A 13,480-nucleotide genomic window follows, 5' to 3' on the forward strand; every position below is an offset into this window, starting at 1 on the left:
CTCCTTATTTTATCCCTTTTTTTAAACCGTGACGGTTTCTTTGTATCCATGATCCAAGGACATATTGCCTTTGGCGGAGCCGGCCATATTCGCCGTGTTCACCTCATGTGTCCATAGCTGGTAGTAGCCTGAATTCTTTCCATACGAATTATCTATCAAGATATTTGGCTTTGCCATCAGACAGGACAAAATATGTCCATGCAACCGGGAGGTATGAATCATTTCGTATTGGGCGAAGAGCCGAACAGCCTTGCGTACCAGGTAGTCACTGTACACGTTCCAAGCAAACTGCATTAGCTTTCTTGCTTTTCGCTTACGGAGAGCGTTCGCCATCAAAAATATCATCTTTTTCTCGTATCTGTTATACAATGATGCCCAATCTACAGTGTCGCCTTGGACAACGATATCCGACTGTTCTGCGTTGGTTTCAATATCGGTTCTCAAGAAGTTCAGTTTCGCCTTTTTCGCGGTGACCGGGGTCTGAATCTTCCATAATTGATGCGCCATATCCGGAAGAAGCCCTACGTGAGCGCGGGTGAAATATGTGGTCGCCAGCTTATAAGAAGATTCATCCCGAGTATATACATACAGATTACTGTGCCGATTGAATAGTTCTGCGGTCTTTTGCAGGTTGGCTACATCCTTGTAGAAAATCGTTTGGGGCAATATGACGATTTTATTTCTTGGATACTTTTGGACTACAAGTTCCCTGAGTCTTTGGTGCGAATCATATAAATCGCCGAAATTCCCTCCTCCGCTCATCACAATGATATGGTCTTCGGGGATCCTGACATCTTCGTGAAAATCGTGTACGCTATACGAATCTGTGACTTGGATGTCATTGCTTTTAAAAAAAGCCAACGCCCCCTTCATAATTAGCAGGTCCCCGCCATTGCTATAGACCGGATAGTCCAAATAAAAGATCTTTGATTTTGGAGGGATCGCCTCCAAAAGCTGTGAAAGCCGTTGTTTCAGCTCATCCATGGGATGAGTCCGTTGCACGTTTGGCATCTTTCCGAGCTCCTTTGAATGGATTTTTCTCTCTGAAGGTTTGTTTCAAGAACGGGATATCCTTGGAATCATAGATCATGCTATGCAAGGGCAGCTTGAACAGAATGGAGATCGATATCAGGGACATCAGGATACGAACAAATGAGCCGACGAGCAAGGCAATTGCAATCCCGAGCAAGCCAAACGTGGGCGTAAGCACAAAAAATAGCGCAATCGTCACGGATAGCGCAATAACCTGTCTCAGCACGATGACCCCTGGCCTCCCAAGCGCATTAAACGCCGAGGCCAAAATCCATGAACCTCCACCTACGATGCATTCAAGTGAAAGCAAGTAGAAGACGCCGCTGGCCTGCAAAAATTCCGGCCCAAACAGGAGACCAATAAAAAAACGACCAATAAACATGCTTGGCAATACTATAATCGTCATCAGCACCATGCTGATTCGAAAAGCTCTGCCGACCAGCAGCAATACCCGTTCTTTTTCCATGCCTGCCACTTTCGGAAAGATCACGTTGGTTATCGCATTTTGTACGACATTAAACATTCTCGAAAGAGCATACACGACGGAATACAGGCCAAAATCGCGTGGAGTAAGCAATGCTACAATGATGATCTTGTCGAATTGGGTATAGAGCGTACCTAGCAATTCAACGCCATACACCCGAATGCCGTAACTGAACAAGTGCACGCAAGCCTTGAATCGGTGCATGAATTGGCCAGCCGAGTCGAGGATTTGGCTTCTCATCATATACATGTAGACCGCAAGTACAAGAAACGAAGATGCCAGACTGACAATAATGGCCCGCTCTACGGTCAGCGTTCCTGCGATCCACAGGGCTACCAGCCCCAGAAGATTGATCAAAGGAACGAGCAGCCTCGACAAATTGTATACATGGAATCGTTCCGTGCCTTGGGCGGCTGCGGCCATGACACCTGTTAAAAGCAGAACAGGAACCATAAGAACCGTATACCATTTCGCTAAAGAGACTACCGAATCCGAATATCCGGTTAACCATGAAGAGACTCCGATCCAGCTGACGATACCGATGATCAGACTGATCGGCAGCTGAACTGCAAAACTCATGCCAATATAGGTTGAGAGCTGATTTTGGTTCTTCTTCACGTTATAAATCAACGATGTCGGCAGCCCGAATGCCGCAATACCAGACAAAAACGCCGGCCAGAACAGCACGGCGGCCAGTTCCCCCTTCCCCGCAGCTCCGAACATGCGAGCGGTCAGGATGGAAGTAAGCGTCGTTACAGCCATAATGGCAATGTTCGCAAAACTGGTCATGAGAATCGTTTGGAGCATGCTGTTCGATCTTGGGGACTTTGCAGCGACTAGGCTCATCAGGCGTTCATCCCTTTGCTTTTCCGAAATGAACCCACGATCGTGCCATTGCGATAAGAAATTTTGACCATTTGGCTAGTTACTTTTTTTACATTGTTCACCGAAAGCAACATAAGCACCAGTGCCTGTGCAATTCTTATCACATGTTTGAAGATTCCCCACGCACTTTTTCTGTACCGCGTTGCGTCACTGATTCCCTGCCAATACATCCGTCTTAACAGCCAGCGTTTGTTCAATCGACTTTTAGAAATTTTATGTTCTACGACCGCAAACGGACTGTAATAAATTTTGTGCTCTAATCGGACGCGGCTAATCAGTTCGCTCTCTTCACTTGACATCAAGTTAGTTCCTACGCGTCCCAAATCCACTCGAAACGGCTGGATCTTCTCGAATATGTTTTTCCGGAACGATACGTTCGCGCCAAACGGGATATGTGGAGCCTGCATCTCTACTACATGATCTGAAAAATCCATAACCGTATACAAACTCACGATATCGTCCGGTATCCAGTCCGGCTTGCCCCCTTCCCAAAGAGGGATGATCTTTCCGCCAACGCAACCGATCGCGGGATCCTTATCGAATATTTTTAGGACTTCATCGATCCAGGATGGAAAAGCAAGAGCATCATCGTCCAAAAACAGGATAAATTCACCTTTCGCTTCTTCAATTGCCCTGTTCCTTGCATAAGACAATCCTAATTGGGGTTCGAAAATATATCTTACATTCGAAGGAAATTGCATGGAATCAAACAATTCCTTGGTGTTATCTGTAGAACGATTATCTATGACCAAAATTTCAAATTCACTCTGTTCCGTGTCTCCTCTCAAGACACTATCCACAGCCTGCATGGTGTCATTCCCTCTGTTATGCGTACATATGGCTACTGACGCCCTCATGTCCTCACCCCGAAATTTGCAATATTTTGCGTTTAAGCCAATTGCCTTAGCAGCTGGCCTCGATGCGACCAGAGGCAATGATTGATAACCCAATCATATCCGTTATCCCCAAGCGTCCTTGCAAGATTTTCATCCATCACCAATTGTTCGATTCGATCCGCAATTTCCTTTTCATTCAAAGGATCAACCAGATAACCGGTAACAGAGTCCCTGACAGCGTCCGGAATCCCTCCGCTATTGCCGCCAATGACCGGCAACCGGTAATAGTTAGCCTCCAGAAACACAATGCCAAACCCCTCAACGTCACCCTTTTCCTTAATATCACGACTGGGCATGATGAACAGATCGGAACATTGGTACAACTGATGAAGCTCATGGTCAGGGATCCCCCCTGTAAAAACAACAACATCCTCCAGTTCGTATTGCTGGACCAAACGTTCCAGTTCACTACGGTAAGGTCCTTCCCCACAGATAACGTACTTCAGATCCGGAATTCGCTTCACGACTTGACGAACGGCACGAAGCGTAATGTCGTGACCTTTACGTTCAACCAATCTGGAAACGGTAATCATGACCTTGTTATCCTGCAGACCATACTTACTCCTGACGTTTACCTCGTGGCCAACGGCTCCCTTCAGCTTCCCAATATTCAAGCCTGGCGGAATAATCACAATCTGTTCTTCTCTGATGCCTAGCTCCACAAGTCTAGAGCGTGTATATTGACTGTTGGCAATAACCTTGTCGGAACGCCGCAATATAGTCATCAACAGAGGAAAAAACCTGCTGCCGCGCATTCCCATAACGTCCAGACCATGAACGTAAGTGAAATACTTTACACCAAAACAGGTTTTCATAATTGGACCAGCAATTCCTACCGGAAACACATTAATGAAATGAATTTCATTCGTTTTTTTGCGCCATCTTAGCAGGATTAACTGTATCAATAAGATCAGCTGGGATATAAGCAAGAGCACCTTATTCGAATTCCAGAAAATGCGCTTGCGGATAATCTCGAATCCTTCACTTTGGTCAAACTGGCTTGATTGTGCCGAATCCTTTATTTTATTGGTCAGAACCGTGGTCTCTTCCGCAGGCATCTGTGAAATAAGCCCGTAAGCATAATCGTGAATTCCGCCTTTTTCAGGAGGAAAATCAATCGCTACAAATACTTTGTTCATATTCGTCATCTCCCTCGAAAGAACGCAGCCAACCTGCTCATACCGCATTCATGATAATGTTGACGGTATCTTTGGCGCATTTGTTCCAAGTAAAGAACGCCGAATGCTCCCTGCCCTTATCGGACAATTTTTGACCTAGTTCCGAGTTTGATGTAACCTCGATCAAACGTGCGGCAGCCTCCTTAGGATCAAGGGGATTAAAATATAATCCAGCATCGCCGCATATCTCAGGAATGGAAGCGCGGGAAGATACAACGACGGGACATCCGAGCGCCATTGCTTCGAGCGGGGGCAAACCAAAGCCTTCGTACAGCGAAGGGAAAATAAAACCGGCAGCATGCTCGTATAAAGCAAGTAATTCTTCATCGGATACATACCCCAGCCAATGTACGGAATCGAAATGAGGCGTATCTTGCTCTCCGAACACTCTGCTATTTTTAGACCCTACAATAACAACCTTTAAATCATGGCCTTCAAGTTCAGGCACTACATCAAAAATCATTTTAAAATTTTTATTGGGATTCATTGCGCACACCGCTAAAATATACGGACTGTGTAATTGATATTTCTCTATAATTCCATGTGCCGCCTGTATACGATGGATGTGATCAATCCCCAAATAAGTCACTGCAATCTTCTCCTCCTCTATTTTGCAATTGAGGATCAATTCTTTTTTGGAGAAATGAGATACCGTAATTATTTTCTTTGAGGACTTCCCCAAACGTGCCAACAAAAATTTGTACCAATTACGAAAGGCAAAGGAAAAACCTTCCGGGGAGCTAAATACGGCAGCATCATGAATGGTGACGATTTGGTTTTTTTTGAAAGCAGGCCCCGTATTACACATATTGATCAGCATTCCCCCTCTTGAATAGAAAGGAAGTTCGAACTGTTCCCACAGGTGACCTTTCAATTTACCGACAACTCTATGACTGATATGTTTAAGTTCCAGTTTCGTTATTACGTTGTTAGGTGACAAAAGATGAAATTGATATTGCTTTGAGTCAATAGCGCCTTGGTCAATCAACCTATCAATTTCTTTCACGAGCTCTATGGCATACCTTTGTACCCCTGTAACGGTCTGAGTCAAGAATCGGGCATTCATATATATTTTAATCATGCACTTCTCCCATTCTCTCCGAAAATTTCGCATGCTTCGTTGTAGGAGCCGGAATTTTACCCCGCATATTGGATACTTCATAATAAATGTTTACTATTTCTTCATTCATTCTTACAGAACTGAATTTTTCTTTGTAAATCTCATAACCTTTGTTTCCCATTTCCGCCAAAGTGGTTTTGTCCAATTGCATCAGCAAATCGGGCAGCTCGTCGGACTGATCTATATCAAAGACGTAACCATTCATTCCATGTGTTATCAATTCCGGCAATGCTCCACGATTGCTGACGATCACGGGTTTTTTATTCTTCATCGCCTCCACAGCCGTCAAACCAAATCCCTCCCATCGGGAAGGCATAATAACCGCATCACACTTCTGGTAATATTCATCGATTTCCTCGTGATTCACCCACCCTATTTGAATGACATTATCCGAAAAATGTAAATGATGATCATCTTCTAGTACAGGCTCACCTACTACGCTTAATGTAATCCGCTGCTGTAAATGCTGATGCTGTTGGAATACATCCAACAGGATGTCCAACCCTTTGGCCCAATCGTAACGACCTACGAATAAAAGCTGAATGCTTGAAGATTCTTCTGATGACCGATATTCCGAATGTCGATGATCGAGTGACACATTCCTCTGTCTCTCGCTAATTCCGCTGTAGACTAATTTAGATTTGAAAGGGGACATCCCAAATCGAATGGACTGTTCCAATTCACGTTTCGAGACATTAATGATACAGTCGGTTTTGAACTCGAGGATCTTCTCGATCATGAAATAAACTTTTTTAAGCCACTGCTTGGTGTCCATTAGAAAGGACCAGCCGTGTGAGCAGTAAATCACGCTAGCTTTGCGCCGAGTAATAAAAAACAAACCTCTTACAAGCATGCCTGCAAACGAACTGTGGACATGGATAATGTCCGGTTGAATTCTTTGTATGTTTTGGTAGATCTGTTTCATGGCAGAGAAGAAAAATTTAGGATGACGCTTATAGGTATACCGACAAATGCGTTCGGGTTCTAAATCGAAATCAGAAGCCGAGTTATAGTCACTTAAAAGTAAATGAACATCAAAATAATTTCGTTGATAAGCGACAACTTCGTTCATGTATGTCGCCACTCCACCAACAACATATTCGCCGATATGCAAAATCTTCAACTTTGCTCACCCATTCTTTATGGTATTTCCTCTGTTTTCCGATGCTGGTACAAGGCTGCACCTACAAATAACCAAAGAAAGACGTTTGAAGGAAACATCTCAAGTACATTCGTTGTAACACTTGCTGCTGCTACACCTACAACAAGTCCGATCGCGGTTTGCGGTAACTTCAGGCGATCAGTCACAGGCAGCTGCTTCATTCGCTTTATGAGACTGTGCATTATCCACAAAAATAAGATTGATATATACATGACCCCAATCAATCCTATTTGCTCATAAAAAGAGAAGAATTGGCTATCCACGGCATAATCTCTGGATTGTAGACCAATCATATTCATTCGGCGACTGGCAGCTCCCACGGCGCCAATGCCGTTCCCAATCATCCCGTGCATCGTGAAGGGCGAGGTTAAACCATATCCCCAGTTCTGAAAACGGTCCAGCATGGACGTAACTGACAATAAGTTATAATTGTTCAAAACTTGTACCCCAAGCACAGTTGCCGCCGGAAGCAGGAAAAACACGCTGGACAACAACAACAAGTTGCGTTTGTTGTACTGACGCATATGGAGGAGGAACATGACAATCTGATACACTCCCCATAAGACCAACGCAGAACGAATGGTAGACATAAACAAAAAACTAATCGTAAGCAGCTGAATCGATAGGCGAATTATTCGATAGTTTCTTGCCAAACGGACTTTCTCGGCAATTAGTCCTGAAATCAACAAGGCATAAGCATATCCGTCTGGTGAATAGGTGATCGAGGGTAGACGCGGTACTCCCTCAAAATAATTTTTTATATTTACGCCATAGACGAATCCAAGCGAGATCAGCTTCTCTATTCCAAGCGAATATTGAATAAGCCAGCCTATAATGAGAAGGACCAGGATGAACAAATTTGTTCTAGCGAACAACTCCACAGCATTGAATTTAGCGATTAACATGCCAATGAATACCATCATCATCGGCAAAAAGGTAATCTTGAATCCATAAATCAGCGCAACGAAACTTCCTCCAAGCAACAAATTCAATGAACCTAAGAAAAATATAGATCCTAGCAAAAATAGAAAGGGTACAATAAATGTTCTTTGCTCGTGATACACTTTGCTTAAAGCATAAATGGCCAACAAGGACATTCCCACATCTTTGAGAGAACGAACAATGATATTGTCGACATATATAGAAATTAGTCCATAACATGCCAAGTATACTAACAAAGCATGGATCGAAAGCTTCAACAGCGAATGCTTAGGTTCAACCAAAGATATCCCGTATACGGGTCTTCCCATCTCTATAGATGCCATCTATATGTTTAACCCCCATGTCTGATCAGCTTATCGTAAATATTCACATGGTTTGAGAGAAGATAAGATTCATTGAAGGTCTGGCTGTGGTTATAGCAACGTTCTTTTATTTTTTCTTTCTGCTCCTCACTCAAATGAAAATACCGCAAAATGGACTGCTTGATCGCCTCTGAGCTTTGGCGATCAAACGAAAAATCGTCCGCATCCAGCAAAATTTCCACCATTCCTCCGACACGCGATGCATACACCGGTGTCCCTACTTGATAGGATTCAATGACCACTCTTCCAAATGGCTCCCCCCAAATCGAAGGGACAATGACAAGGTCCATCGCTGCCATCTGTCTGGCAATCTCCGTTTTGGCAATTTTCCCTTCAAATTTGATGCGATTATCCGAGGCTGCGGATTGTTGTAACGAAGAAAGCAGAGGACCTTCGCCAAAAATATGCAGTTGACCTGCAATATCTGGCCCAAGCTCCTTGAATGCCTCAATCAGATACTGAACGCCCTTCACTTCGGTAAGTTGGCCAAAATACCCGATATGGAGCGGGCCATTTACGTTCACTTTTTTCTGTTCGTATAGCTCTGCCGCATCTGCATCATTTTCTACAATGTTGTGCACGACATGTTTGCTGGAGCCCTCGAAAAATCCAAGTCCGGTGTGAGTCCCAAGAATATGGCCGGAAATGCCAATGACGGACGAGATCGTTTGACTGGATTTTCGTGAAAAGACTCTATAGATCTTGGAATAAACCGATATACCAATCGGTTCGATCAAAGAGTAATCCCGAAGCGTATGTACAACCGGAATATTCAGCTCACGGGCAGCTCTCCAGATCGCCAAGCTAATACCTGGTAGATTTTGCGTATGGACCAGATCGGGCCTTTCGCGGACAAGAATCTCTTTAATGTGCCGATATTGCCTCAGGTTGAATATATCCTGAATGCGCCACATGACTTTACTTGCCACCGATGATTGCCTCTCGATATCTCCAACCCAGTACTGATTGTTATAAGGCAAACGGAATACATCGATTCCATTCACACGGTCGAGTTGGACCTTTCTGTCGTTATGCCGGCCAACGGTCACGACTTGAACTTCATATCGACGACGCAACGTCTGTGCCAGGATTTGGGTGGACACCTCAGCCCCCCCAATGATGTTCGGCGGATAGAGGCTGTGGGCAATTAATACTTTGGCCATAGGATCAGGTCGTCCCCAGCAGCATGGAACGATAATGTTCGATCATGCGACCGAGCCCCTCTTCCAGACCGATTTTCGGCTCCCAATCCAGCAATTTTTTGGCTTTGTCAATGACCGGTCTTCTGACTTTGGGATCATCCTGAGGCAAAGGCATATATACGATATGGCTCTCCGACTGTGTAAGCCGCTTAACGAGGTGAGCCACTTCAAGCACGCTGTATTCGGATGGGTTACCGATGTTTACAATTTCCCCTTCTGCCTGATCCGATGCCATCAATTTTTGCAATCCCTGGATGTTATCGTCCACATAGCAGAATGACCGGGTCTGCGAACCATCCCCATATACGGTAATATCTCGACCAGTCAGCGCTTGGGTCACAAAATTCGAAATTACCCGACCATCGTCGTTGCGCAACCCCGCAGAATACGTATTAAAAATGCGAGCTACCCTCACGGCTACCTGATGCTTCGTATAATATTCGTAACAGAGCACTTCACCTAAACGTTTGGACTCATCGTAACAAGCTCGTGGTCCCCATGTGTTCACGTAACCACGATAGCTTTCAGGCTGCGGATGCACTTCCGGATCACCATAAGCTTCACTTGTGCTGGAGTAGAGGAACCGTGCTCCTTTGAGGCGAGCAAGCTCCAGCATATGATACGTCCCTTGTGTGTTGACCCAAATTGTACCCAAAGAATCGGCTTGATAAAATTTGGGCGAAGCTGGTGATGCAAGATGGTAGATTTCATCCAGAGGCTCATCGTCTAGAAAACTCAACGACGCAGGAACGGTAACATCCGCTTCGACAAAAGAAAAGAGGGGGCTTTCCGCCACCTCTTGTAAATTGGATATAACGCCGGTGGACAGATTATCCAATCCGGTAACACGATGGCCTTGCCCAACCAGAGATTTGACGAGATGTGAACCCAAGAACCCGGCTGCGCCCGTCACAACGATATGTTTCAATCCGATCACGCTCCATTATAATAGGTCAAAACGTATTGCTTTTAATCATGACACGTAGGGTTTGAATGATAATTTTGATGTCCATGCTCAAGGAAACATTCGAAATATAATGGAAATCATACTGCAGATTGTGGTGAATCGGCTCTTTGCGCGCTTCACTGACCTGCCACAAGCCGGTTATTCCGGGTTTCACAATAAACCGTCTGCGTTCCAGCTCGGTGTACTCTTGCTCAACAATCGTTTTTATCTCCGGCCTCGGCCCGATAAAACTCATTTCTCCTTTAAGAATATTCAACAGCTGCGGCAATTCATCCAGACTCGTCTTGCGAAGGATTCTGCCGATTCGGGTTATCCGCGGGTCTAGACTGCTTGTAGGAGAAACACTGTACTTGGGTGCATCCGTATACATGGTTCTGAATTTATAAATGCTGAACTTCGTACCATTCTTTCCATAGCGATCCTGGCGAAATAGAACGGGTCCTCGAGAATCGAGTTTGATCATAATAGCTACAAGGATCATCACAGGTGAAACGGCGAGCAACAGTACGGCTGCTACCATGACATCGATAAACGGTTTCCAGAAATCCGCATAACCTCCAACTCGCCGGGAACAAGTCTGATCCAGGACTGCTGCAGTTCCCTCTTGCACGGCAGCTTCACGGTTTACTACATATTCCGGTCCTGAGAGGTTCACAGACTATCCCCTCCACCCACAAGCATACGATGCTTCAAATGCTCTCTCATCAAGATATCTTCAATGGCGGTTAGTACGGGCGCACGAAGTTCTGCATTGTTCAGTGCGAAATCAAGCGTGGTCAGAATGTAACCAAGCTTCTCTCCCACATCGTAACGAGTTCCTTCAAAATCATAGGCATATAAGCCCTTATCAACATTCAACTTTTGTAGTGCATCTGTTAATTGGATTTCTCCCCCAGCGCCGATATGCTGCGCTTCCAGATACCGAAATACATCCGGCGTCAAAATGTAACGGCCCATAATGGCCAGATTGGAGGGAGCCGAGCCCAGAGGTGGCTTCTCCACCATGCTGCTAACCGAGGACAATCGACCTTCCGTATGCAAAGGATCAATGATACCATAACGGTATGTTTCGCTTGGACTCACCGTTTTCACACCCAGAACCGATTGTTGAACCTCCTCATACTGCTGGATCAACTGTCTGGTGCAAGGTACGTCAGAAACAACAATATCATCGCCAAGCAGTACGGCAAACGGTTCATTACCAATAAAGTTCCGCGCACACCAGACGGCATGCCCGAGACCTAGAGGCTCCTTTTGTCGTATGTAATGAATATCAACGTTAGAGGATTTTTTGACCTCTTCAAGCAAGGAGTGTTTCCCTTTTTCCAGCAAATTCTGCTCCAGCTCAAACGCACTGTCAAAATGATCCTCAATGGCACGTTTGCCTTTACCTGTCACAATGATAATATCCTCGATCCCTGAAGCAATGGCTTCCTCTACAATGTATTGAATGGTTGGCTTGTCTACGATAGGGAGCATTTCTTTAGGCATCGCCTTCGTGGCAGGCAAAAATCGGGTTCCCAAACCCGCCGCAGGAATGATTGCTTTCCTAACTCTACTCATAAAAACCACCCTATCCTCTAATATTTTTATGAAACTAGATTTCATAACAACATAAAAGATGATTATTTGATTGGGCATTTAACCCTACCTCACATCACACCCTCGACGATGAACGTCTAAGGTACACTACCCACAGTGTGACCGAGTGTCTACCTTGATAGAGGTATAGTAGACATGACCTTGGAAATGTTAATAACGACGATTGAATGGACTGTCAGACGACACTACCTTTTAAGCATCCTCGCCATACTGTCCCTTGGATAGCTGAACGTTGTTCAGCGCCGCTCCAAGTATACGTGCATTAACATGTTCCAGATGAGCTTTAGCCTTTTTGACGAGATCTTTCTTGACTTTGCCCGCACTCACTACAAGAATGACTCCATCCACCAAGGAACTGATAATCAGTGCATCTGATACGGCTAACACAGGAGGTGTATCAAATAGGATAACGTCATACTCTTCCTTCAAATCTTCGAGCAACGCGAGCATTTTTCGCGATCCGATCATTTCCGAAGGATTAGGAGGAATTGGACCAGATGTAAGCACATGCAGTCCTTCAACACCGGTCTCCCTCAGAACCTCCGTGATTTGGTATTGACTCGACAATACACTCGTCAGGCCAATATGGTTCGGCACATTAAACATTCGATGCACTGCCGGCTTCCGCAGATCGGTATCCATAAGTAACACTTTCTTCCCTACTTGCGCATAGGCTACGGCCAAATTTCCAATCGTTGTTGTCTTGCCCTCGCCCGATATCGCGGAAGCAATCATAATCGTTCTGATCTGGCTGTCGATGGACGAAAATTGAATATTCGTCCGCAGTTTACGATATGCCTCCGACGAGTTGGATTGGGGGTTAGCCATCGTGATGAGGCCGCCTTTATCATTGGTTTGCCGTGGCATACTGACCGTCACCTACTTTCTTTGGATGTGCCGAATTTAGCTTAGATGCACGTGCTTCCTCTTTTCTAATCTTGGAGATCACGGCAAGGGCCGGGATACCAAGCTCCTTCTCCAGCTCATCTTCTGTTTTAATCGTGTCATCCAAATATTCCAATAAAATCACAAAACCTACAGCAAGCAAGAGACCAACAAAAAAGCTGACCATAATATTCATCGTTGGATTGAAATTAATAGGTTTGGACACTTCTGTCGGTTTGGCCTCGCTTAGAATTGTCACATTGTCGACCTTCATAATAGTAGGGATTTGTTTTTGAAATACCTTCGCGACGGCATTCGCTGTTTTAGCGGCTTTTTCGTAGGACACTCCAAGGGCGGTCAAGTTCATCACTTGAGACTCGTTTGCGGTAGATACCTTGATGTTACGAAGCAGTTGATTCGCGTCTAAACCAAGATCGGGGTATGTAGTAACCACTTTATCGAGGATGGCTGAAGATTTAATGATTTCCATGTATGAACTGATCACCTTTATATTCGTCTGAATCGAAGAAATATCGAGACTAGGCACTCCATCCGTATTGTACGCCTGATTCACGATTAATTTGGTGTTCGCTTCATATATAGGAGTAGTAAAGAAATAACTTTTCACCCCAGCTCCTACGCAGGCAACCAACACAAATGTGACAATGATCCAGATTCGTTTACGCAAAATCTTCATGTACTCTTTAAGTTCCACGCCATTTCCTCCATTCAAATCTGCTTTTTAATTCACCTGATGGCCTTG

At 44.8% G+C, this 13,480-nt stretch carries 13 protein-coding genes; all 13 read right to left on the reverse strand.

Features of this window, described 5'->3' with window-relative positions; genetic code table 11:
- Nucleotides 1-21: 21 nt before the first annotated feature.
- The 13 genes from L6H98_RS11655 to L6H98_RS11715 all read right to left on the reverse strand — a co-directional run bounded on the left by L6H98_RS11655 (nt 22) and on the right by L6H98_RS11715 (nt 13,432).
- Nucleotides 22-1,011, reverse strand: a complete 990-nt coding sequence (locus L6H98_RS11655) for a polysaccharide pyruvyl transferase family protein (RefSeq protein ID WP_236415223.1) — start codon at nt 1,009-1,011, stop codon at nt 22-24.
- Complete coding sequence (locus L6H98_RS11660; protein WP_236415224.1) at nt 977-2,362, reverse strand: oligosaccharide flippase family protein; 1,386 nt, start codon at nt 2,360-2,362, stop codon at nt 977-979. The genes L6H98_RS11655 and L6H98_RS11660 overlap by 35 nt, the downstream gene beginning before the upstream one ends.
- Entirely contained in the window at nt 2,362-3,258 is an 897-nt protein-coding gene (locus tag L6H98_RS11665; protein WP_290371441.1) for a glycosyltransferase, read from the reverse strand. The genes L6H98_RS11660 and L6H98_RS11665 overlap by 1 nt, the downstream gene beginning before the upstream one ends.
- A gap of 32 nt (nt 3,259-3,290) precedes the next feature.
- A complete protein-coding gene (locus L6H98_RS11670; protein ID WP_236415229.1) occupies nt 3,291-4,436 on the reverse strand; it encodes a glycosyltransferase family 4 protein in 1,146 nt (381 codons plus the stop codon).
- A 37-nt stretch (nt 4,437-4,473) separates the two neighbouring features.
- Complete coding sequence (locus tag L6H98_RS11675; protein WP_236415230.1) at nt 4,474-5,556, reverse strand: glycosyltransferase family 1 protein; 1,083 nt, start codon at nt 5,554-5,556, stop codon at nt 4,474-4,476.
- Nucleotides 5,549-6,679, reverse strand: coding sequence for a glycosyltransferase (locus tag L6H98_RS11680; RefSeq protein ID WP_290371444.1), 1,131 nt, complete (start codon nt 6,677-6,679; stop codon nt 5,549-5,551). Before L6H98_RS11680 ends, L6H98_RS11675 begins: the two co-directional genes overlap by 8 nt.
- A 56-nt stretch (nt 6,680-6,735) precedes the next feature.
- Nucleotides 6,736-8,022 (reverse strand): hypothetical protein, encoded by a 1,287-nt coding sequence (locus L6H98_RS11685; RefSeq protein ID WP_236415233.1) that lies wholly within the window; start codon nt 8,020-8,022, stop codon nt 6,736-6,738.
- An 8-nt stretch (nt 8,023-8,030) separates the two neighbouring features.
- Nucleotides 8,031-9,224 carry a glycosyltransferase family 4 protein gene (locus tag L6H98_RS11690; protein WP_236415234.1) on the reverse strand — a complete coding sequence of 398 codons (1,194 nt, stop codon included), beginning with the start codon at nt 9,222-9,224 and terminating at the stop codon, nt 8,031-8,033.
- A gap of 4 nt (nt 9,225-9,228) precedes the next feature.
- Nucleotides 9,229-10,191 (reverse strand): UDP-glucuronic acid decarboxylase family protein, encoded by a 963-nt coding sequence (locus tag L6H98_RS11695; protein ID WP_236415235.1) that lies wholly within the window; start codon nt 10,189-10,191, stop codon nt 9,229-9,231.
- A gap of 25 nt (nt 10,192-10,216) precedes the next feature.
- A complete protein-coding gene (locus L6H98_RS11700; RefSeq protein WP_236415236.1) occupies nt 10,217-10,885 on the reverse strand; it encodes a sugar transferase in 669 nt (222 codons plus the stop codon).
- Nucleotides 10,882-11,793: a UTP--glucose-1-phosphate uridylyltransferase GalU gene (gene galU, locus L6H98_RS11705; RefSeq protein ID WP_236415237.1), complete on the reverse strand. Its 912-nt coding sequence runs from the start codon at nt 11,791-11,793 to the stop codon at nt 10,882-10,884. Before galU ends, L6H98_RS11700 begins: the two co-directional genes overlap by 4 nt.
- 231 nt (nt 11,794-12,024) lie before the next feature.
- Entirely contained in the window at nt 12,025-12,699 is a 675-nt protein-coding gene (locus L6H98_RS11710) for a CpsD/CapB family tyrosine-protein kinase (RefSeq protein ID WP_236415238.1), read from the reverse strand.
- Nucleotides 12,680-13,432, reverse strand: coding sequence for a Wzz/FepE/Etk N-terminal domain-containing protein (locus L6H98_RS11715; protein ID WP_236415239.1), 753 nt, complete (start codon nt 13,430-13,432; stop codon nt 12,680-12,682). Before L6H98_RS11715 ends, L6H98_RS11710 begins: the two co-directional genes overlap by 20 nt.
- Nucleotides 13,433-13,480: the final 48 nt, after the last annotated feature.

The sequence above is a fragment of the Paenibacillus sp. JJ-223 genome (assembly GCF_927798175.1).
In the GTDB taxonomy this organism is placed as follows: Bacteria; Bacillota; Bacilli; order Paenibacillales; family Paenibacillaceae; genus Paenibacillus; species Paenibacillus hubeiensis.

Bases quoted from the DNA above. Each gene is read 5' to 3' on its own strand.
- L6H98_RS11655 (WP_236415223.1), bottom strand. From the start codon at position 1,011: ATGCCAAACGTGCAACGGACTCATCCCATGGATGAGCTGAAACAACGG.
- L6H98_RS11660 (WP_236415224.1), bottom strand. From the start codon at position 2,362: ATGAGCCTAGTCGCTGCAAAGTCCCCAAGATCGAACAGCATGCTCCAA.
- L6H98_RS11665 (WP_290371441.1), bottom strand. From the start codon at position 3,258: ATGAGGGCGTCAGTAGCCATATGTACGCATAACAGAGGGAATGACACC.
- L6H98_RS11670 (WP_236415229.1), bottom strand. From the start codon at position 4,436: ATGAACAAAGTATTTGTAGCGATTGATTTTCCTCCTGAAAAAGGCGGA.
- L6H98_RS11675 (WP_236415230.1), bottom strand. From the start codon at position 5,556: ATGATTAAAATATATATGAATGCCCGATTCTTGACTCAGACCGTTACA.
- L6H98_RS11685 (WP_236415233.1), bottom strand. From the start codon at position 8,022: ATGGCATCTATAGAGATGGGAAGACCCGTATACGGGATATCTTTGGTT.
- L6H98_RS11690 (WP_236415234.1), bottom strand. From the start codon at position 9,224: ATGGCCAAAGTATTAATTGCCCACAGCCTCTATCCGCCGAACATCATT.
- galU (WP_236415237.1), bottom strand. From the start codon at position 11,793: ATGAGTAGAGTTAGGAAAGCAATCATTCCTGCGGCGGGTTTGGGAACC.
- L6H98_RS11710 (WP_236415238.1), bottom strand. From the start codon at position 12,699: ATGCCACGGCAAACCAATGATAAAGGCGGCCTCATCACGATGGCTAAC.